This is a genomic window from Microcoleus sp. B7-D4 (assembly GCF_036705125.1).
Classification (GTDB): domain Bacteria; phylum Cyanobacteriota; class Cyanobacteriia; order Cyanobacteriales; family Microcoleaceae; genus Microcoleus.
Genome location: NZ_JAUBTT010000061.1, coordinates 1 through 21,710, shown reverse-complemented (window position 1 = coordinate 21,710; position 21,710 = coordinate 1). Strand labels below are relative to the sequence as shown.

The window sequence follows — 21,710 nt, the reverse complement described above, 5'->3', positions numbered from 1 at the left end:
GGGCGATCGGGCTTTGGGGCGATCGGGCTTTGGGGCGATCGGGCTTTGGGGCGATCGGGCTTTGGGGCGATCGGGCTAACCCGAAGATCCTAGGAGTGATTGAAATCCCCGTCTCATAGCGAAAGTCGGTTAAAACCGACTGAAGAACCAAATCAAACGATCGCCGACTTCAGTCCTCTTTATCCCACTTTGGGTCGATCGGGCTTACCCGAAGATCCGCCGGGGATTGAAATCCCCGTCTAATAGCAAAAGTCGGTTAAAACCGACTGAAGGGCGAAATTCAACGATCGCCGATTTCAGTCCTCTTTATCGCACTTTGGGGCGATCGGGCTTACCCACAAGCCCGCCGGGGATTGAAATCCCCGTCTCATAGCGAAAGTCGGTTAAAACCGACTGAAGGGCGAAATTCAACGATCGCCGATTTCAGTCCTTTTGATCGCACTTTGGGGCGATCGGGCTTACCCACAAGCCCGCCGGGGATTGAAATCCCCGTCTCATAGCAAAAGTCGGTTAAAACCGACTGAAGAACCAAATCAAACGATCGCCGATTTCAGTCCTCTTCAAGAGGACTTCAGCTATGAGACAGGGATTTCAATCCCTGTCGGACTGTCGGATCGTGGGACACGCCGATCGACCCCGATCGCACTCTCGGATTTGGTCACAAAATGATAAATTAACCAAAAAAATTAGGAGGAAAAATCTTTATGGCAATGTGGCGGCTGTACTATCATTTAGTTTGGGCAACAAAAGAGCGACAGCCTCTCATATCTCCCGCAAAAGAAACCGAACTTTACTCTTATATCATCGGCAAAGCAGACACCCTCAATTGCATCCTTCATGCGATCGGCGGCACAGAAAATCACATCCACTTAATAGTTTCCATTCCTCCGACACAATCGCTCGCTGAATTCGTTAAAAATATTAAAGGTAGCAGCAGCCGTTATCTCAATCAAACTTTGCAAAATCCCAATAAATTTTCATGGCAAGAAGGATACGGAGTATTTTCTTTAGGACAAAAACAACTAGACTCAGCAGTCGCTTATGTGATAAATCAAAAGGAACATCACTTGCAAAAAACCACCAATTCGCATTTAGAACAAATCACGGATCAAGACAATCCACCCACCCGGTGGCACCAGAATTCGGCAGAGAATTAATTGAAAAACATTGGCCGACTCTCCGACTCGCGGGCTCTGCAGCTATTGCGTTTACATCCAGACCCGCCGGGGATTGAAATCCCCGTCTCATAGCAAAAGTCGGTTAAAACCGACTGAACAGCGAAATTCAACAGTCACAAACTTCAGTCCTCTTTAAGAGGACTTTAGCTATGAGACAGGGATTTCAATCCCTGTCGTACTGGGGGACTCACAGATCGACCCCGATCGACCAATCGAGATCAGGCTTACCCACAAGCCCGCCGGGGATTGAAATCCCCGTCTCATAGCGAAAGTCGGTTAAAACCGACTGAAGGGCCAAATCAAACGAGCCCGGACTTCAGTCCTCTTTAAGAGGACTTCAGCTATGAGACAGGGATTTCAATCCCTGTCGGACTGGGGACTCACAGATCGACCAATCGAGATCAGGCTTACCCACAAGCCCGCCGGGGATTGAAATCCCCGTCTAATAGCGAAAGTCGGTTAAAACCGACTAAAAACCCAGATTCAACAGTCACAAACTTCAGTCCTCTTCAAGAGGACTTCAGCTATGAGACAGGGATTTCAATCCCTGTCGGACCGTCGGACTCACAGATCGACCCCGGACTGTCGGACACGCCGACCGCACCCACCAACTTTCATCCCATCTCAACAACATCTACAATGCAATTCCTCGAACTCGTCCTCAAAAACTTCGGCCCCTATGCAGGCACCCAAACCATCAATCTCCGCCCCGAAAAAGACGGAAATCCCTGCCCAGTCATCCTATTTGGCGGCATGAATGGCGGCGGCAAAACCACCCTCATGGACGCCATTCGCCTCGCCCTCTACGGTGGCCGCGCCCAATGTTCCACCAGAGGCAATTTAAGCTACAGCGACTTTCTCAATCAATGCGTCAACCGCCACACTCCCCCATTAGAAGATACCCGCGTCGAACTAACATTTGAACAAGTCCAAGACGACAAATTAACTCAATTCAAAATAGTTAGATACTGGAAAAAATTAGATATCAAAGACAACTTAAGCATTCTGATATACAGCGAGATTGTCAGCGATTGGTGGTCGGACAAAGCAATTACTAACACCTGGGATGAATACATCGAAACCCTTTTGCCCGTCGGAATATCCAACCTATTTCTGTTTGACGGCGAACAAGTAAAAGAACTCGCCGAACTCGAAACACCGCCGGAGTTTGTCGTCGGGGCGATTAAATCTCTTTTAGGTTTAGAATTAGCAGAACGCCTCGCAGTCGATTTAGAAATATTAGCCGGCCGCAAGCGGAAAGAAATTGCTGGCAAAAAAGACTTGGCTGCTTTAGAGAAAATCGAACAAAGTTTTAAGACAATTACTGATGAAATAGACTTAGCTAAGCAAGAACAAGCCAGCTTTAAAAACGAATTAGATAAAGCTCAAAAAAATCAGAAACAAGCATCAGACAAATTTATTTCTGAAGGCGGGAAAATTGCCGCCGATCGCAGTCAGCTAGACAGCAAGCTAAATGACTACCGAAATAAGGCCGAAAAAACCCGTCAAACCATGATGGAATTGGCATCAAATACGCTACCACTAGCCCTAATTTCGCCCTTGCTAAGTGAAGCCAAAATTCAAGCAGAAACAGAAGCCAGCCAGCAGCAAGCAAAGATTGCCCAAAATCTTATCAAACAAAGAAGCGATCGCCTTCTCAACTATATCGCAGAAATCTCCTTAAATCCCCAACAGCTAGATAAAATTCAAGACTTCATCCGCCAAGAAAACCAAGAACTAGAACAGCAAGCCGGAACAGACGCCCCGCCCTGGATGAACGCCGACAACAACAGCATCCAGCAACTAGAAAACCTTCTTAGCTACCAAATCAAAGCCCAGCAAGTTCTAGCCCGCGACCAAATAGAAGAAATCAAAAACATCGAATCAGAAATTGACTTCACAGACAGAGAACTCGCAGCCGCAGCTTCCCCCGAAGCCTACGAAAAACTAGAAGAAGAAGTCAGGAAAGCCCAAAAAGCAGTCGCTATCGCAGCAGCAGCCTGCGAATCAGCCAACCGCCGCGTCGATGAATTAGAGAGAGAATTAGCCAAAAACCAAAAAGAACTAGAAAACTACAGCAGCGAATTCATCACCATCAGAAACAGCCAACACGTCATCGCTTCGATCGCCAAAGCCCAAGCTACCCTGAAACTCTTTAAAGAAAAACTCACCCTCAAAAAACTCAACAAACTCGAAATAGAAATTACCGACTGTTTCCGCTACCTGTTGCACAAAACCGACCTCGTGCACAGAGTTGCGATCGACACTCAAACATTTAGCCTCTCCATTTACGATCCAGAAGGCAAACCGGTACCCAAACACCGACTTTCAGCCGGGGAAAAACAACTGCTGGCGATCGCCTTTTTGTGGGGATTAGCGAGAGTATCCGGGAGACAATTGCCAGTGGCGATCGACACTCCCTTGGGCCGCCTCGACTCCTCCCACAGAAACAACCTAGTGGAACGCTATTTCCCCTCAGCCAGCCACCAAGTCATCCTGCTTTCTACCGACACGGAAATTAGAAAAGTAGAATACGAAAAACTCCAAGAATTAGAGGCGATCGCCCACAGCTACCTCCTCAAATACGACTCCGCCAAACACCAAACCACCGTCGAAAAAGGTTACTTCTGGGAATAAAAATTCGCGCTAAAAAATAGCCGCAACCCCCTTGACTTTGCTGGGGAGTTGCGGTAGTATATATATCATAATGGGATGGTTGCGAAAATTTTATTTTTGCCACCATCCCATTATTAAGGATAAATCCTACTAAAATAAGAATACCAAAAAAAAACGATTTAATCAAGTCGCGCCGTGTAAAAAAATGTTAAATATTTCGGGTTATCTAGAGGCTTTGCTTCCCCAATATTAACACTGTTTACAATATACCAAACAATCTCAAACTCATGGAACCACCAGTCGATCGCATCCGCCTCTCCCAAACAGGCAAAGACCAACTATCAAAACTGAAACGATCGACCAAAATCGATCAGTGGAATATTCTATGCAGGTGGGGATTTTGCCGATCGCTCGCCGAACCCAGCATCCCATCGCCAGTACCAATTCCCAGCGACAGCAACGTCGAATTAAGCTGGGATGTCTTCGGCGGCGACATGGCTGATATCTTGATAATTGCCCTCAAGCAGCGCTGTTATCAAGACAATTTAGGCACAGAAAAAGAAACTCTAGCCAAACAATTTCGCCTGCACTTGCACCGAGGGATTGGTTATTTGGCCGGCGATCCGAATATTAAGAAAATCGAAGACTTGGTGGCGATCGCTTTATCGCCTGAAAAATTAAGAAATTAACTGATTGTTGACAGTTGACAGTTGACAGTTGACAGTTGACAGTTGACAGTTGACAGTTGACAGTTGACAGTTGTTATTAGCAGGCCCAAGCGAGCAACAAATAAATAACCAATAACCAATAACTTCTTATTTCACTAAAAGGGGGAAAAAATGACCTACTGGGCCTTGACCTTCCCCAATATCCAAAGCATATTTGAGAGCAGTAGTAACATAATCCTTAGCCAATGTCACCGCCGTCAATAAATCTTTACCTAATGCTAAATTAGCGGCGATCGCAGCACTCAAAGTACAACCAGTCCCGTGAGTATTGGGAGTATCAACATTCTCAGTCTTCAACACATCCAACCGCGTACCATCAAACCAAACATCAATTCCCCGCAAATCTCCCGCCATCCCGCCGCCCTTCACCAAAACAGCTTTCGCACCCAAACGATAAATCTGCTGCGCCGCCGATCGCATATCGTCTAGAGAAACAATCTCTAAACCGCTCAAAATCTGAGCCTCAAACCGATTCGGAGTCACGACAGCAGCCATTGGAATCAAAACATCCCGCAAAAATGCGATCGCCCCGTCATCAATCAATCGATCGCCCGATCGTGAAACCATCACCGGATCGACAACCAAATTCCCTATTCCCAAAGCTTCCACCTGTGAAGCCACCGCCGCCATAATTTCCCGATTCAGCAGCATCCCAGTTTTCACAGCGTGTACCCCAATATCCCCAACCACCGCCTCAATTTGAGCCGCCACAGCCTCAGCAGACAAAGCATCAACTCGCATCACCCCCAAAGTATTTTGAGCCGTCACGCAAGTCAAAGCACTCGTACCGTGCACACAGTGAAACGCAAAAGTCCGCAAATCCGCCTGAATTCCGGCCCCGCCGCCACTATCGGAACCCGCCACAGTCAAAGCCACAGGAATCCTAGATTTAATCATCTTCTTTCAACCCCAGATAAACACCAAAATTCCCCAGACACATCCCAATCATATCTGTGGCACGGGCGTCCCGCCTGTGCTGCCCCGTGGCACGGGCGTCCCGCCTGTGCTTCCCCGTGCCACGGGCGTCCCGCCTGTGATTCCCCGTGGCACGGGCATCCCGCCTGTGCTTCCCCGTGGCACGGGCGTCCCGCCTGTGCTTCCGAAGGGGTTAAAATTCCCAAACAAAATTAGCTATGATTAAACCAAATGTAAAGAATTATTGCAAACCACTGTGAAAATCACCCGAATCGACCTCAACTCTTGGATCTTCCACATCGCCGGCCAAACAATCCTCGTCGATCCCTGGCTGGTCGATCCCCTCGTATTTTACGGTCAACCCTGGCTGTTCACCGCCTACCACAACACCCCCGTCGCCTTCACTCCCAGCACCTTACCGCCGATCGACCTCATCCTGATTTCCCAAGGATTAGACGACCACTGTCACAGACCAACACTCGAACAGCTAGATCGCACAATTCCCGCGATCGCCTCACCCACCGCCGCCAAAGTCCTCAGCAGTTTAGGCTACACCCATATCACATCTTTAGCAAATTGGCAAGAGTTAAATTTTAAAGAAAAGTTACAAATTACTGCCGTACCCGGAGCCGAAATCGGGCCCGGACAAGAAGAAAACGGCTATTTGCTCAAAGATTTAAGCAGCGGCGAGACACTTTATTACGAACCGCACCTGCCACCATTAGAAAAAGTCAAACAGAAAATAGACACAGTAGACGTAGCCATCGCCCCAGTCATCGGTCAAATCTTCCCATTCCTCGGACAAGTCATCATCGGACCTTCCGAAGCCCTCAGCCTCGCCCAAACACTGAAACCTCGGTTTTTTCTGCCTACAGCGACGGGAGACATCCGAGCCACAGGCATTTTACCAATGTTAGTGCGATCGATCGGCAGCATCCCCGAATTTCGCGATTTACTAGCAAAATCGGGACTCTCCACCCAACTCCTCGAACCCGAACCAGGACAAACCCTGGAAATTTTAGATTTTAGATTTTAGATTTTAGATTTTTTAGATTTGAGATTTTAGATGATCGATATTTTCGATTTTTTAGATGGGAGAGTGGAGATTCAATGCCAAATCCCCAATCTAAAATCCAAAATCGCCAAATCCAAAATCGCCAAATCCCCAATCTAAAATCTAAAATCTAAAATCATCTTGGCGGGCGACGGTTACGCAAAAACTCAGGAATATCCAATCCCAAATCCTGCGGCGGTTTCGCTTTCGGATCGGGCGTCTGTTGAGCAGGAGTCACCGGCACAGTTGCAGCCCGCCAAGGAGCATTAACATTTTGCGTCCGCCCCGGAGGCGGAGACGCCGGAACTTCCCCCGAAAAACCAGTAGCGATCACAGTAATCTTAATTTCGCCCTGAAGCCGCTCGTCAATCACCGCTCCAAAAATAATATTGGCATTCGGATCGACAACCTCGTAAATCGTCTCAGCCGCCGCATTCACCTCGTGCAGCGTCATGTCAGTACCGCCCGTGATGTTAAACACCACACCTCTAGCGCCCTCAATAGACGAAGCTTCCAGCAGAGGCGAAGAAATAGCCTGCATCGCAGCCTCCCTAGCCCGCGACTTGCCAGAACCCACGCCGATGCCCATCAAAGCCGAACCCGCATCAGCCATTACTGCCCGCACGTCAGCAAAGTCAACATTCACCAAACCGGGAATAGTAATAATGTCAGAAATACCCTGAACCCCTTGGCGCAGGATATCGTCAGCAACTCGAAAAGCCTCTTGTACGGGCATTTGTTCCGAAATCACAGACAGCAGCTTGTCGTTAGGAATTACAATCAGCGTATCCACCCGGGTTTGCAAAGCCGCAATCCCTTCCTCAGCTTGGCTGGTGCGCCGCCGTCCCTCAAACGTAAAAGGCCGCGTTACTATGCCTACAGTCAAGGCGCCCATTTCCTTAGCGACCTCAGCCACGATCGGAGCCGCGCCCGTGCCCGTACCGCCGCCCATGCCGGCTGTGATAAATACCAAATCCGCGTGATTCAGAGCATTAGCAACCTCGTCACGAGATTCCTCCGCAGCCTTTTGACCGATCGCCGGATTGCCCCCCGCCCCCAAACCGCGCGTCAACTTCTGTCCGACTTGCAAGCGTTTCGGAGCATTTGAGAGAACCAGAGCTTGGGAATCTGTATTCACACACCAAAACTCGACACCAGAAACCTCGCTGGCAATCATCCGGTTAACGGCGTTGCCCCCACCACCGCCGACGCCAATTACTTTGATTTTGGCGGCACTGCTGGGCATTATGTCTTTGGGATTGACCATAGGATCGATATCAATACTATCTACATTTACATAACCAGACTTGCGTCTAAAGGGATTGGCGGAATCTGCAGCCACCGGAAAATTTTTTACTTCTTCCGAAGGGGGACTGTCTTGGTCAGACCCCTGTCTATTATTAAGCTTCATTAGAGTCGGGGATGGTAGATTAGAGCTTGTTAACTAAACGCCAATTCACAATCAACTATAGGCTAAGTTGCGCGAAAAACTAACACTGATGGATGCTTAATGTTAGCAATCTCGGATTTTGCCGGCCTCGCTAGCCCAGACCTCGCTTGACGCCATCAAGGTGCTTGACCGGATCAAGGCAATTGTAAGCAAGGCAGAAGGAAAAAAAATGGATACTAGCCCCAGACGCGGAGCGCTATCCAAAAACTGTGCTGATTGCAAGCCCTGCCTATAGATCCTGATGGGCAAAAATTCTGCCTATCGATCGATACCTTCTACCTTCTGTTGACAGAGAATCAATTCTGGGCGCGAGTGGGTGCGGGAGTTGAACTTTCCAAACTGCCGGGGAGTTGTGGCAAATGGACGATCGGCGAAGCAGGATTTTTCAAGTCAATGTAGGCTATTTTGCTTGAATCTATCTGTTTTGGCAATTGTCGCATTCGGTCTAAAACCTTAAGTTGCTCCGCAGTCTTGGAACTGTACGGCCCTAAGTGTACGGTACCGATCTCTGTTTTCAATATCAAGTTGTTCGGGTTTTGCCAATTAATCTCAAACACTTTCACCGTCAAGCCGCTGAGTCCTTGGTAAAACTTCGGCCAATAGGCGCGATACTGTTCCAAAGGCCCGATGACTTTTAAAGTTGGCAAAGAACGCTGAGGCTGCGTTCCCGGAATGCTGCCGGGCCCGATCGAACTATTGTGCGATCGTACAGCAGTATAACTATCCGACGGCATCCAACCTCCGCGAGCGTCCAGCCACCCCACTTTTTCCTTGTCACTGTTCGATCTCAACATCGCCGTCGGCTGCGCCATCGCCACCGGCAGGCGTTCTGCCACTTCTATAGTCAAACTCGGCGGAAACAAGTTACGAGTCACCTTCGCTTTAGCGATGGGCCCCGTTGACTCCAGCTTTTGGGCCAGCGCCTGCGGTTGAATCCCCCACAATGATTGCGGGTAAGACAGCGGAACCAAAGACCGCACCGCCTTATCCGATAGCCACTGATTGCCCTCCACCTTCACTTGTTCCGATCGGGCAATCAACCAAGCCGGCTGCCCAATCCACCACAGCAAACCCCCGGCGATCGCGCTTGCTGCCAGCATTTGCCACACAACAGCCGCCAATCGAGCGCGTCTCTGCTGCCGCAACTTTTGGCGCCTGCGCCCTAACTCTGTTTGAGAAACCGCTCCAAAACTAGCCATCTACGTCTTGACAATATAGTAATTAAGGATTAGCACAAATTCAAAACTGTTTAATCTCTGTCTCTTGAGCCCTGTTTTCCCCTACCATTTAACCAGATCCCCGCAAATTTACCCAGACTCCTGCCAATATCAGTAATATCACGGATACCGCTAAGTAATAAAAAATTATTAATTAAAAGTTCCCAATTCCTGCGCCGGGAAAACCCCTTACCAGATAAAGGTTCTTTGGGTATTTAGGGCATTACCCCACAGGGCAAAAGGTTACAAATCAAACTAAACTCAAGTAAAGAAAGTTTAGACTTTCGATTAACTTTTTAACTTTTATTCGGCTTCCATTGTGATCGCACTCGAATTAGACAGATTCTATAAAGCCTGCAACCCCAGCAAGACCCTTGTTGCGGGAGACCCAGGGGATTATCAATACTACATTGATTTTGGTTCCGTGCGGGGCGGCAAAATCATTGAATCTTTACAGCGAACCATTACCCGCATCTCGCCTGACCAGCCAACCTGTCAGCTATTTACAGGACATATCGGCTGTGGCAAATCTACGGAATTGTTTCGACTCAAAGCTGAGCTCGAACAAGAGGGTTTTTGCGTCGTTTACTTCGAGTCTTCCCAAGACTTAGACATGGGTGATGTAGATATCAGCGATATTTTGCTGAGCATTGCGCGCCAAGTCAGCGAAACTATGGAATCCGCTAAAATCAAACTCAGACCGAGCTATTTTACAAATCTGTTTGCAGAAGTGGCAGAATTTTTGCAGACTCCCATAGATTTGTCAGCGGAAGCGGAGTTATCTATAGGCATTGCTAAAGTTACGGCTAAAACGAAAGACTCTCCCAAACTGCGATCGCAACTCAGGCAATATCTCGAACCCCGCACCAACAGCATCTTGCAGTCCATCAACGAAGAACTCCTCAACAAAGCTAACGCCGAACTCAAGCACCAAGGCAAAAAAGGACTCGCAGTCATCGTTGACAACCTCGATCGCCTTGACCCCTGCATCAAACCCAACGGACGCACCCAGCCAGAATACCTGTTTTTAGACCGCGGCGAACAGTTGAAAAAACTCAGTTGCCATGTCGTCTACACGATTCCCCTGACTTTGATTTTTTCCAACGACTTCGGCCGCCTCGCCAGTCGATTTGGAGTCAAGCCCAAGGTGATGCCGATGGTACCAGTGCAAGTGCGATCGGGCGAAGACCACCTCGAAGGAATGGCACTGCTGCGGCAGCTAGTATTAGCTAGAGCTTTCCCGAAAGTTGCTCCCCCTCAACGCCTTGATTTGATTTCCCAGGTGTTTGACTCTCCCGAAACTTTAGATCGGCTTTGTCGGATTAGTGGCGGTCACGTTCGCAATCTACTGATGCTTTTGTATAGCTGTTTGCAGCACGAAGACCCTCCCTTCTCTCGCGAATGCCTCGAAAGCGTCATTCAAGAATATCGCGATGACCTTTTGGGAGCCATCAATGACATGGAATGGGAATTGCTGTTTCAAGTCGTCAACCGACAAAGTGTAACCGGCGAAGAAGAGTCTCAAATCTTGTTGCGAAGTATGTTTGTCTTTGAATACCGCGATCAAGAAGGTCGTTGGTTTGGGATTAATCCAGCCCTAGCAGAAACCAGAAAATATAAGGAGTGGCTGCAGCGCACTGAAGCAAAATAGTTGGGATTTTTGAGATAGCTTCGCCACTCTAAGAACCCTTAACCACGAGGGACTTAGAAAGTATTTAACGGAAAATTCATCGCTCAAAAATCCGAAATTTTACCATCCAATACAGAAATCTGCCAGCGGTTTTTGCCACTGGCAGATTTCTGTTGAATGCTGGCTATAGGCGGTGAATGTTATTGTCCTGTAAAACTTTGCCACCACACTAAGGACTTTGCCCACTCTCAACTCTCATATCTGCAATGTCATACCCCCTATGTCTGTTTTTACCTGTTGCTCTTAACTTCACATAATCCCATCCCGGACGACAATTGTTTTGGCTGTTGTGTTAAATGCCTGCTACAGATATATGGGAGTTGTTTACTAATAGCTAGTCGTCGCTATAAGGATAAACTTAGCGGTTGGCTATTTACGATCTGTAGTCCTTTATATATACCTGAATCAAAAAATCTAAGATAACCTTAAATTTTTATTGGCAAGTCTAGCATTCTATGAGATTGAGAGGTATGATATCTTTACATTGGATCTAATAAATATGTAAGTATTGATAGGACAAGTACGGAAAACTACGTATTTATACAGAGATAAAGCGTGAGACAGAGACGGCGATGTCTAAGTAGATACGCTTTCAGTCACGATTGGCGAGCGTTAGGTAATTGATTAATGCAAAAGAGGTGCACGCATGACCGATCTAATTAAGGTACAAGAAACTGCCAACTACAACGAGCGATCGCTCAAAACTCTGGTCAGGTCAATCACAATGTCTCAACACCAATTCTCGCTAATTTTGGTGCGTTGCAACTACGAGCAGTTGCGGCAGACAATAGCGCAGCGGCTGCGAGAAGTGTCCCCAGTTCCAATTCAAGATATCGTCCTGCCACCTTCAGTTAAAACCCTCTACACGACCCTGCAGGCAAGCACTTTTCACGAGGGGTACTCGCCTGTCGGTGCCGCCTCGGCTTTGATGGTATTCGGTTTAGAAACAGTAGTAGCGATCGACGAATTGATGGCTTCTACCAATCAAGTGCGAGACGAATTTCGCAAAAATTTTTCCTGCCCAGTGATTTTGTGGGTAACAGATGATATCGTGACCAAAATGATTCGTCTGGCCCCGGATTTCAAAAGTTGGGCCGCCGCCACAATTAAATTTGAAATGGGCGTTGACGAATTAATTAATTTCCTCGCTAGGCGGGCCGATACTATATTTAAAATAGGCGAACTTAATCAAGAACTCGCCAGCAGCAACGTCAGCACCATCGCTAATTGTGAGACCTGCGACACCCAGTGCGAAAAACGCGACATGGAGCGCGAACTCAGCCCCAGAGAACGCTTTCTAACTTTTAACTCAGGGCCCCAAAACCCACGACAATCAGATGTCCACTCGTATTCGCCATTGAGTCCGGGCAATACCTTCGATTTGGCGATCGGCTCTTTGCCACGCCGAGAACTAGAATTAGCTTTAAGAGATTTACAAAATCGCGGTGAAGAATTAGAACCCGCCCTCAAAGCCAGCCTGCAATTCGTTCTCGGTCGAGATTACTATGTCAGCGATCAAACCGAAACAGCCTTAATTCACTACCAAGAAAGTTTAGCATTTTGGCAGCAGCAAACGGGCAACTGGGAACTGGCAAACTTGGAAAATTCCGAAAACCCAGAAACCTTCCCCTCCTTGTCGAATCCTGTCCCCAATATTTTATTTTTAGAGAGAGAAGGCATAGTGCTGTTTCACATAGCCCTGTGTCACCGCTTGCAAGCAGCCAGAAACCCGGTTGCCAACCGCCAGCACTGGGAACAAGCTTGGATTAGCCTGGAACAATCTAGAAACGCTTTCTCCCTGGCCTCACGCCCGGAATTAGTAGCTGAGGTGACAGCACACCTCGGAGAAGTGCTGCAGCGCCTGAAAGCTTGGGGAGAGTTGCAAGCATTAGCTGAAAATTCTTTGCAGTTGCACTTCACTTACGGTACTCCCAGCCAACTAGCTCAAGATTACGGCTTTTTGGCTGAAGTTGCCCTGCAAGAGTCGAGGTGGAGTCAAGCCCGCCAGCTAGCCGAGTTGGCTTTGGCGATTTTGGATCAAACGCCTAATGATTTGAGATTGCTGATTGAAGATTTGAGATTGGGGTTTGAGGGAAATTATCCAGAATTTCTGGGCCCTAATGAGTTAAGTAACGAACCCAAATCTAAAATCCAACATCCTAAATCCGACAGGAGTTCGTATCTTTTACTTTTAGCCCGAAGTTTGCGGCAGCTAGGCCAGTGGGAAGCGGCGGTTCGTTCTTTGGAGTTGGCTCAATCTCAAAGCGAGCCGAAGTACGACCCCCGACTTTACATCGATATTTTGACGGAATTACAAGCGGTTTATTTCGAGCAGGGAGAGTATCTTAAAGCGTTTCGGATTAAAAAAACCCAGCGTTCGATCGAATATCAATACGGATTTAGAGCTTTTATCGGAGCCAGCCAATTGCAGCAGCAGCGCCAAGCGGTCAATCCTTCAGGCCCCTCAGCTCAAAACCAAGCTGCCATCGCAGCCGAAATGACAGCTTACTCGCGCCAAACAGATATCAATAGCTTGCTAGAAAGAATTAGCAGGGACGACCATAAATTAACTATTATTCATGGGCCCAGCGGAGTCGGGAAAAGTTCTCTAGTCAATGCCGGCTTAGTACCAGCTTTGAAAAATATTACTCCGGGCGCGCGGGATACATTGCCTGTAGTAGTCAAAGTTTACACCGACTGGCTGGTGGAGTTAGAAAATGCTTTGAACAGCGCACTGTACGACAAACAAGCCGAAGAGGAAAGTAAATTAATCTCGAAAGGACTACAGGAAATCCACAAAAGAAGTTGCTCGCTGATTCCGGCTCGCAGCTCGGAAGTCTCTTCTTTTATTATAGAGCAGTTGCGCGAAAATGCCACAAATAATTTGTTGACTGTGCTGATTTTCGATCAATTTGAAGAGTTTTTCTTTGTTTCGACTTCAGTGGCACAAAGACAACTTTTTTATAATTTTTTGCGTTTGTTTTTGAACTTGCCTTATGTCAAGATCATTCTGTGCTTGCGCGAAGATTATTTGCACTACTTACTAGATTGCGATCGCTTCCCTAATCTTGACGCTATTAACAATAACATTCTCGACAAAAGTATCCGCTACCAACTGCGGAGTTTTTCTATCAAAGACGCGCGGGCTGTCATCGGACACTTAACAGAACGGGCGGAATTTTATTTAGAGCCGGCACTGATCGATGCCTTCGTAGAAGATTTAGCAGACGAACTGCAAGAAGTGCGACCAATCGAATTGCAGGTAGTAGGAGCGCAACTACAAGAAGAAGGTATTACCAGTCTAGCACAATACCAGCAATTGGGGGACAATCCCAAAGCGGAATTAGTGAAGCGATCGCTCGAAAGAGTCATCTCTGACTGTGGCCTGGTTAACGAAGACGCAGCTTGGAAAATCTTGTTTTCCCTGACAGATGAAAGAGGCGTTAGACTGATAAAAACTAAACACGAACTCTCATTAGTTACAGGCTCGCAGCCAGCCGATGCCCGCGAAACCGAATTATCGGCGATCGGCAGAAACCGAATTCCCCTACCGCGACACTTCGCCAAAGACCCTGAAAGCCGACAAAAGAAAACCGACAACCTCGACTTAATTTTAGACATTTTAGTTGGTCACGGTTTGCTATTTCTGCTACGGGAAGCCCCCGAAGACCGCTATCAATTGGTACACGACTATTTAGTGCGACCGATCCGCCAAAGATTCGGCTTAGAAGCGAGACTGCACAAAGCAGAAGCAGACAAAAAAATGAGTCAAGCACAGCTCTACCGAGCCAATACTTTTCTCAAACAACTGCTGGGATTAGCAGTGATCGGCGTCATGCTGCTCACCAGTTCCACCATCGCCGCCGTAAATTTTTGGTGGCGGGCTGTGGGTCAAAAACAGCTAGCTGTCGCTCAAACTCAGCGAGCCGAAATCAGTACCCTGACAGCCGCTTCAGAAGCACTTTATTTCTCAAACAACAAATTTGACGCCATGATGGAAAGTTTGAGAGCTGGTAAAAAGTGGAAACAGATCGAACACTCCCAACAAATGTCTACTCTCAAAGACACCGAAATTCTGATTTCTGCCGCCCTCCAGCAGGCAGTTTATGGAGTCAAAGAACGCAACCGCTTGGAAGGACACGGCGATGTAGTTTGGGGTCTTAGCTTCAGTCCAGACGGTGAAACAATAGCTTCCTCCAGTGTAGATAAAACAGTCAAACTTTGGCGGCGCGACGGCAGTTTGCAGGCAACTTTTAAAGGTCATACTAACAGCGTCTCCTGTGTCACGTTCAGTCCCGACAACAAAATCATAGCCTCGGCCAGTTTAGATAAAACTGTCAAAATTTGGCAAACAGACGGCAGTTTACTGGCAACTTTCAAAGGGCATACTAATAGCGTTACCAGCGTTGCTTTTAGCTCGGACGGTCAAACGATCGCCAGTGGCTCTACAGACAAAACTATCAAACTTTGGAAAACCGATGGCACGCTGCTGCGAACGATCGAACAATTTGCTCCCGTAAATTGGCTAAGCTTCAGCCGCGACGGCAAAATAATCGCTGTGGCGAGCGATGACGGTACTGTGAAACTGTGGAGTTCCGACGGTAAGTTAATCGCTAATTTATGGCACAGCGAAAACAGACAACCCTCGAAAATTTACACCGTCAGTTTCTCCCCCGATGGTGAAACGATCGCCAGTGCGGGTGAAGATAAAACGGTGAAAATCTGGAGCCTCGCTGCACTCAAACACCCACCAACAGAAAATTCAACACCAGCAAAAAAAGGTGAACTGCTCGCAACTTTGCGGGGACACAGCAAGTGGGTATTTGGTGTCAGTTTCTCCCCCGACGGTCAAACACTTGCTTCTGGAAGTGCAGACGGGACTGTCAAACTCTGGAGTCTTGCTGGTGTTGGCGACAAACGCCCAACCGATGCTAGCAACATTAAACCAGAGAGTCGCTTACTGAGAACTTTTGAGGGACACGCCGATCGAGTTACTCAGGTGAGTTTTAGCCCGGAAGGCAAAACCTTGGCTTCGGCAAGTTTTGACAAAACTATCAGGCTGTGGCGACTCGATGACGTGCCGCTCAAAACCCTCGACGGACACCAAAACCGGGTGCAAGGCGTTACTTTCAGCCCCGACGGCCAAAGGCTGGCTTCTGCTTCTACGGACAACACTATCAAACTCTGGAGTCGCACGGGAGTTTTGCTCGAAACCTTGGAAGGACACACTCAGAGAGTCGCCAGCGTCAGTTTCAGCCCCGACGGCCAGCTACTTGCTTCTGGGAGTTACGACAAAACGGTGAAGGTGTGGAGTTTGACAGAAGATGGCATGAATAATATTCTCCCTTGTCCTTCGGCTCCGCTATTCCCGTGTTCGCCTTCTGTGCTGTTCACTCTCGACGGCCACGCTGACAGCGTGATGAGCGTGAGTTTTAGCCCCGACAGCGAGATTCTGGCAACGGCTAGCAAGGATAAGACTGTGAAACTCTGGACTAGAAACGGCAGGCTGATTAAGACTTTGACGGGACACACAGGCTGGGTGACTGGGGTGACTTTCAGTCCCGACGGCTCGATGCTGGCTTCTGCAAGCGATGATGGTACTCTCAAACTCTGGAATCGGGACGGTCGTTTGCTAAGAACTTTTGAAGCAGCTCACAACAGTTTTGTGTTGGGGGTTGCTTTTAGCCCTGATGGCAAAATGCTGGCTTCGGCTGGTTACGACAATTCGGTGAAATTGTGGAAGGTAGATGGGACTTTGGTGGCGACGCTGCTGAAGGGTTCTAGCGACAGCGTGACTAGCGTGGGTTTTAGCCCGGATGGTTTGTTGGTTGCTTCGGGCAGTTACGATCATAAGGTGAAGCTGTGGAGTCGCAGCGGGACTTTGCTGAAAACTTTGACGGGTCACAAGGATAGTGTGATGAGTGTGAGTTTTAGCCCGGATGGGAAGGTTCTGGCTTCTGCAGGCCGGGATAATCGGGTGATTTTGTGGAATTTGGATCTTGACGATTTGCTGGTGAGGGGCTGTGACTGGGTGGGAGATTATTTGAGAACTAATCCTAATGTGAGCGATCGCGATCGGCGTCTCTGTGACGGGGTTGGGGCAAAACCTTAGTTTTAGTCATTTGCTCCTTTCATTTTTTCTTGGGATACAGTTGAAACAAGCTCAGTTTTTTCAGGATTTTTTACTCTTTTGCTTCGGGTAACATTAGTAGTAAATCATCACAACAATCGCTGTTTTTTTGGTAGAGTTCGCATATCTCTCTTGCTGAGTCACCATCAAAAATACAACTTCGCTCTTCAGCCATAGCTGCTAAGTTAAACATTCTGCGTTCTTCTGCTGGCCATCCAATGTCCATCCATTTCTCCCAAGACCAACCCCTTGAATCAAGTTGTTCTAAGTCAATGGAGCGAGCTGGTATTGGCATAGGAGTTTTGAAAGGTGATGGGTCGAGCAGTCGGGATTTTTCTTGAGCAAACATTTCTTTCCCGAAATCGCTGAAACGGTCTAAATGTTTTTCTATTTTGGCAACTAAGGCTCGCACTTCGCCAAATTGTTCAAAAGTCCACAGCACATTAGCTAACTGATAGAGAATGACAGGATTGGACGGATCGTACTTCAGGGCCTCTCTATACAGTGGCAATACTTTGTTGAACTTTCCATACCCAAACCAGAGGCGATTCGCTTCATCAAATAATCGCTTTGCGTCTGGGAACATTAGTTCTAAATACCCAAAACAATTGTCGTTTTCTTGCTTGAGTTTGCGTTTTTCTATTTGTGATTGACGAGTGATAAACGGAAAACTTCGCTCTTCACCCAGGGCGGCTAAGTTAAACATTCTGCGCTGTTTTGCTGCTGATGAAATACACATCCATTGTTTGTGAGATAAACCCATTGAATTAAGTTCTTTTAAGTCAATGGAGCAAGCTGGTATTGGCATCGGAGTTTTGAAAGGTGATGGAGAAAGCAGCCTGGGTTTTGCTTTAGCAAACACTTCTTTCCCGAAATCGCTGAGACGGTCTAAGTTTCTTTCTATTTTGGCAACTAACGCTCGCACTTCGTCAAATTCTTCAAAAGCCCACAGCACGTTAGCTAGCTGATAGATAATGACAGAATTAGACGGATCGTACTTCAGGGCCTCTCTATACAGTGGCAATACTTTGTTCAACTTTCCTTGCGAAAACCAGAGACGATTCGCTTCATCAAATAACCGCTTTGCTTCTATGATATTCATGTTTTTCCACTCGTTCTGAAAAAGCTGAGATTCTTCAAATTTCTCTAAAAAAGCTCAGCTTTTTCAAAGAATTTTTTACTCTTTTGCATCGGGGAACATTAGTAGTCAATCATCAAAACAATCGCTGTTTTTATCGTCTAATTTGCATATCTCTCTTGCTGAGTCACCATCGAAAAGATAACCTCTATCTCGATCCCGGGCTGCTAAGTTAAACATTCTGCGCTGTTCTGCTGGCGATCTAATGTCCATCCATTTCTCCCAAGGCCAACGCTTTGAATCAAGTTCTTCTAAGTCAATGGAGCAAGCTGGTATGGGCATCGGAGTTTTGAAAGGTGATGGAGCGAGCAACCGGGATTTTTCTTTAGCAAACATTTCTTTCCCGAAATCGCTGAAACGGTCTAAGTGTTTTTCTATTTTGGCAACTAACGCTGGCACTGCGTCAAATTGTTCAAAAGCCCACAGCACGTTAGCTAGCTGATAGAGAATGACAGGATTGGTTGGATCGTACTTCAGGGCCTTTCGATACAGAGGTAGCACTTTGTTGAACTTTATATCCCCAAACCACAGACGATTCGCTTCATCAAATAACCGCTTTGCTTCTATGTGATTCATAGTTCTCAACTTCCTCTTTGACTTTGGCAACAATGTGAATTATGGTCTCGGACTAATGTCTTGATGGTAAGGTCTTAAGTAAGTTTGAAATATTGCACAGAGAAGTTACCTTAATCTCGTCGCATATAATTTAAGTTCGATCGATCGCTCTCATTCTCGCGTCGCAGCTCTTCTTCCTCCTTAAGTATTTCAGAGTCATACCAACCCTTACCATTAAGATAAGTTTCGTAAGCCAAAAGAAACATTCTACGATCTTCAGCAGCAGCACTAATTACAGACCAATTATTCCTATTAAAATTCATCGAATAAAGTTGCTTGAGGTCGATTTCCCACGCGGGAATGGGCAGAGGCGGCCTATAAGAGGGACGTTGCAGTAGCCACTCTTTCATTGTAGCAAAAAGCTTTCTGCCCCTCTCACTCAGACGGTCTTGATAAAGGGATGCCAGATCGAGTGCTTGCACAGCTTCATCGAACCGTTCAAAGGCTCGCAGCACAACCGCAAGTTGATAGAGCATTACTGGGTCAGTCGGGTCGTACTTGAGGGCTTCTTGATAAATTGGTAGAACAAGGTGATAGCGTCCTTCCTTAAACCAGAAATGATTGGCTTTCTCAAATAGCTGTCTGGCGGATGGTCGCAGATTATTTAATATTGCGATATCGCTCTGATTATTAAGTCTGGCTTGTTCGGCTTCCCAAGTTTTTTGGAATTCAGAAAAAGGCAGACTTCTGTCATAGGTAATTGCTGCCAAAAGAAACATTCTCCGCTCGCTAGCAGCAATAGCAATTTCAAGCCACTCATTATAATTAAAAGTCTTTAAGACAAATTGTTTTATGTCGATTTCTATTGCTGGTATGGGCAAGGGCCGTGCATTATAAAGATGTTTCAGCAGCCATTTTTTCCTTCTATCTAAAAGTTTTCTGCCTATTTTGCTGAGAAGGATTTGGTGAAGAGATGCCATTTCGAGTGCAAGTGCTGCCTCATCGAAGCGCTCAAACGCCCGCAGAACCACAGCCAGTTGATAGAGCATTACTGGGTCAGTGGGGTCGTACTTGAGGGCTTCTAGATAAAGCGGTAGGACAAGGTGATAGCATCCTTCCTCAAACCAGAAATGATTGGCTTGCTCAAACAGCCTTCTGGCTTCTGCTGGGTTGACTGCTTTTACGTCTTTTGGTGGGAAGAAAAATTCAGTCATAGCAACACAATTGGGTAGGAGTTGAAACGTTTTATGGGAGGTTTTGATGGTAGTTGATTAGGTAGGTATCCAATATTGGTTGAACCATCTCTCTCACACCGCGATTAATCGTTGATTTAGCTGAATTCAATAATATAGCCAGGCTATTACCTTGATCTTTATTTTGTTTCAAGAATCCGTCAGAAGTTTCTTCAAGCTGTGCGGCAAATTCTCTTAATTCCGCAGCTATCTGAGCGGGTGTTTTATTCACCTCGCCTCCAACTCCCGGTAGAAGACCATCGATAATGTTGGCAACGTTATTGAGCATTGCTTCAGCATCATAAGTTTTAAGGATTCTAGTAGATACTTCTTCAGGATTCAAGGCGGCTCGAATCGCTTCCATAACGGTAACTTGCTGGTTAACCTGTGCTTGCAGTGTGCTGAAAACAGGTGTTATAGCTTCCATTGCTTCTATGTTACCAAGAGCCATGAAATAGTTAAATGCACGTTTGGCCGCTTTGAGATATTTCCCATCTGGGTTATAGCCTGATTCCGGGTCTTTTTTGTTATTGAATACCAGCTCGAATACCTCTTTACGCATTGTACTGGCATACCAACCCAGTTTTTCCTTGGGAAATGTTTCGGGCTGCTTAAGGATAAAGGCAGTCTGAAACTCCGCTCCACCCGGTCGAGTTTCCAAAGGAAGATTTGTGGTGCTTGTATCTTCTTCGATTAGGTAAAATTCTGCATCCTCAGAGAAAGGCTGAGTAGAGAAAAGAATCTCTCCAGTAGTTGCCTGTTTAGCGGAGATGCCTAAAACCTTAGTAATGCCGATAAAACGGTTTCCATCGACCTTCGCCCGCCAGAAGGTATTGATAAAATCCCGATCTGTCCCATTTAATCCTTGTAATGCCTCCGAAATTGTACTGCGATTATTTTCAAGTTCGCTAAGACTCTTATATACTAATCGCTCTCCTTTGGAACTTCTAATCATAATCTTCTCAAATTCAACTCTTGGGTTTGTTTGATTGCGTCTTACAAAGTCGATAAGAGTATCGACAATAGCTGTCGCTGCGTTTTGAGCATTGGGAGCGGATACGTCAAACGTTTCCACATAACGGGACTTAAACAAATTTTAAGCCCAAACAAAGCCTAAACTGGCTTTATAAGCGGAGAATACGTCCCAATTTTGGTTCAACCATTTCACAAACCTAAAAGATATGGCTGTCCGAAATGCTTCGAGTGCATCACTAAAAGTGTTTAAAGGTTTGTTTGCCCATTTGCGCCTTAATCCTCCTGTTAAGGTATGCCAGAGAATGAAAGTGTAGGCACAAAACACCATAATGAAATGTCTTTTCAGGCTGATTTCATCTCTGACTTGATATTCATTTAACCCCAACCAGCCCTTGGCTTCCCGATAGAAAACTTCGACCCAATTTCTTTGTGAATAAGTTTTTACTATCCACTCCTCTGTCGCTGTTGATAAGTCAACATTACTCATCAAATAATCTATTTCAGTCGCGGTATCGAAAGTCTCTGCATTCATGACGATGGCTATTACTTTCTTACCTGTGCATTTTGATAATTCGACTTCCTTAATTGCTACCCATACTGTTCTCGGTCGTTCGAGATTGAGTTGAATTTTTGTGAAAGCCCCTACAGGTAAAGCTTTTGTTAAGTTGTCTACTCGAATTTCCTCTGTTTCATTTTCGGTTTTTTGAATTATTACTTTGCGATTCTTGGCGATTCCTCCGATATATTTTAATTTGCGGTTTTCTAATTCTTGTAAAAAACTGGTGTTATTACCATACCCTGCATCCATCAAGACTATTCCTGGTTTATAGCC

General features: G+C 46.6%; 15 protein-coding genes. 7 read left to right on the top strand and 8 right to left on the bottom strand.

The genetic code is table 11. The features are described from left to right. Positions 1–99: 99 nt before the first annotated feature. The 4 genes from QUB12_RS23305 to dndE all read left to right on the top strand — a co-directional run bounded on the left by QUB12_RS23305 (position 100) and on the right by dndE (position 4,483). A complete protein-coding gene (locus QUB12_RS23305) occupies positions 100–243 on the top strand; it encodes a hypothetical protein (RefSeq protein WP_333308578.1) in 144 nt (47 codons plus the stop codon). A 461-nt stretch (positions 244–704) separates the two neighbouring features. Further along, on the top strand, positions 705–1,157 hold the full coding sequence (gene tnpA, locus QUB12_RS23300; RefSeq protein WP_333308576.1) for an IS200/IS605 family transposase: 453 nt from the start codon (positions 705–707) through the stop codon (positions 1,155–1,157). Between the two features lie 660 nt (positions 1,158–1,817). After that, the gene (dndD, locus tag QUB12_RS23295; RefSeq protein ID WP_333308574.1) at positions 1,818–3,815 is read left to right on the top strand and encodes a DNA sulfur modification protein DndD; all 1,998 of its coding nucleotides are present in this window, start codon (positions 1,818–1,820) and stop codon (positions 3,813–3,815) included. Between the two features lie 266 nt (positions 3,816–4,081). Continuing rightward, positions 4,082–4,483: a DNA sulfur modification protein DndE gene (gene dndE, locus QUB12_RS23290; RefSeq protein ID WP_333144054.1), complete on the top strand. Its 402-nt coding sequence runs from the start codon at positions 4,082–4,084 to the stop codon at positions 4,481–4,483. Positions 4,484–4,609: 126 nt separating this feature from the next. Here dndE and thiD read toward each other — a convergent pair whose 3' ends face one another. After that, positions 4,610–5,419 carry a bifunctional hydroxymethylpyrimidine kinase/phosphomethylpyrimidine kinase gene (gene thiD, locus QUB12_RS23285; protein WP_333308572.1) on the bottom strand — a complete coding sequence of 270 codons (810 nt, stop codon included), beginning with the start codon at positions 5,417–5,419 and terminating at the stop codon, positions 4,610–4,612. A 274-nt stretch (positions 5,420–5,693) separates the two neighbouring features. Between thiD and QUB12_RS23280 the strand changes: the two genes are divergently transcribed. After that, positions 5,694–6,473, top strand: coding sequence for an MBL fold metallo-hydrolase (locus QUB12_RS23280; RefSeq protein WP_333308570.1), 780 nt, complete (start codon positions 5,694–5,696; stop codon positions 6,471–6,473). A gap of 154 nt (positions 6,474–6,627) precedes the next feature. Here the strand turns inward: QUB12_RS23280 and ftsZ are convergent, their stop codons facing one another. Further along, on the bottom strand, positions 6,628–7,902 hold the full coding sequence (gene ftsZ / locus QUB12_RS23275) for a cell division protein FtsZ (RefSeq protein WP_333144058.1): 1,275 nt from the start codon (positions 7,900–7,902) through the stop codon (positions 6,628–6,630). Positions 7,903–8,237: 335 nt separating this feature from the next. After that, complete coding sequence (locus QUB12_RS23270) at positions 8,238–9,140, bottom strand: FtsQ-type POTRA domain-containing protein (RefSeq protein ID WP_333308568.1); 903 nt, start codon at positions 9,138–9,140, stop codon at positions 8,238–8,240. A gap of 337 nt (positions 9,141–9,477) precedes the next feature. On the opposite strand from QUB12_RS23270, the gene QUB12_RS23265 reads away from it, so the two are divergent. Continuing rightward, entirely contained in the window at positions 9,478–10,809 is a 1,332-nt protein-coding gene (locus tag QUB12_RS23265) for an ATP-binding protein (protein WP_333144060.1), read from the top strand. A 685-nt stretch (positions 10,810–11,494) separates the two neighbouring features. After that, positions 11,495–16,960 carry a WD40 domain-containing protein gene (locus QUB12_RS23260; protein WP_333308566.1) on the top strand — a complete coding sequence of 1,822 codons (5,466 nt, stop codon included), beginning with the start codon at positions 11,495–11,497 and terminating at the stop codon, positions 16,958–16,960. Positions 16,961–17,030: 70 nt separating this feature from the next. On the opposite strand, the gene QUB12_RS23255 is transcribed toward QUB12_RS23260, so the two are convergent. The 5 genes from QUB12_RS23255 to QUB12_RS23235 form a co-directional block, all read right to left on the bottom strand. After that, positions 17,031–18,080 carry a tetratricopeptide repeat protein gene (locus QUB12_RS23255; RefSeq protein WP_333144062.1) on the bottom strand — a complete coding sequence of 350 codons (1,050 nt, stop codon included), beginning with the start codon at positions 18,078–18,080 and terminating at the stop codon, positions 17,031–17,033. Positions 18,081–18,185: 105 nt separating this feature from the next. After that, a complete protein-coding gene (locus QUB12_RS23250) occupies positions 18,186–18,692 on the bottom strand; it encodes a tetratricopeptide repeat protein (protein ID WP_333144063.1) in 507 nt (168 codons plus the stop codon). Positions 18,693–18,802: 110 nt separating this feature from the next. Further along, positions 18,803–19,885: a tetratricopeptide repeat protein gene (locus QUB12_RS23245; protein WP_333144064.1), complete on the bottom strand. Its 1,083-nt coding sequence runs from the start codon at positions 19,883–19,885 to the stop codon at positions 18,803–18,805. A gap of 31 nt (positions 19,886–19,916) precedes the next feature. Further along, positions 19,917–20,978, bottom strand: a complete 1,062-nt coding sequence (locus QUB12_RS23240; RefSeq protein WP_333144065.1) for a hypothetical protein — start codon at positions 20,976–20,978, stop codon at positions 19,917–19,919. A 21-nt stretch (positions 20,979–20,999) separates the two neighbouring features. Further along, on the bottom strand, positions 21,000–21,710 hold a 711-nt coding region (locus QUB12_RS23235; protein WP_333308565.1), incomplete at its 5' end, for a transposase.

Excerpts from the sequence above, each read along its gene's own strand:
- QUB12_RS23260 (WP_333308566.1), top strand. The coding sequence starts at position 11,495 with ATGACCGATCTAATTAAGGTACAAGAAACTGCCAACTACAACGAGCGA.
- QUB12_RS23255 (WP_333144062.1), bottom strand. The coding sequence starts at position 18,080 with ATGAATATCATAGAAGCAAAGCGGTTATTTGATGAAGCGAATCGTCTC.
- tnpA (WP_333308576.1), top strand. The coding sequence starts at position 705 with ATGGCAATGTGGCGGCTGTACTATCATTTAGTTTGGGCAACAAAAGAG.
- dndD (WP_333308574.1), top strand. The coding sequence starts at position 1,818 with ATGCAATTCCTCGAACTCGTCCTCAAAAACTTCGGCCCCTATGCAGGC.
- thiD (WP_333308572.1), bottom strand. The coding sequence starts at position 5,419 with ATGATTAAATCTAGGATTCCTGTGGCTTTGACTGTGGCGGGTTCCGAT.
- QUB12_RS23270 (WP_333308568.1), bottom strand. The coding sequence starts at position 9,140 with ATGGCTAGTTTTGGAGCGGTTTCTCAAACAGAGTTAGGGCGCAGGCGC.
- QUB12_RS23245 (WP_333144064.1), bottom strand. The coding sequence starts at position 19,885 with ATGACTGAATTTTTCTTCCCACCAAAAGACGTAAAAGCAGTCAACCCA.
- QUB12_RS23250 (WP_333144063.1), bottom strand. The coding sequence starts at position 18,692 with ATGAATCACATAGAAGCAAAGCGGTTATTTGATGAAGCGAATCGTCTG.
- ftsZ (WP_333144058.1), bottom strand. The coding sequence starts at position 7,902 with ATGAAGCTTAATAATAGACAGGGGTCTGACCAAGACAGTCCCCCTTCG.
- dndE (WP_333144054.1), top strand. The coding sequence starts at position 4,082 with ATGGAACCACCAGTCGATCGCATCCGCCTCTCCCAAACAGGCAAAGAC.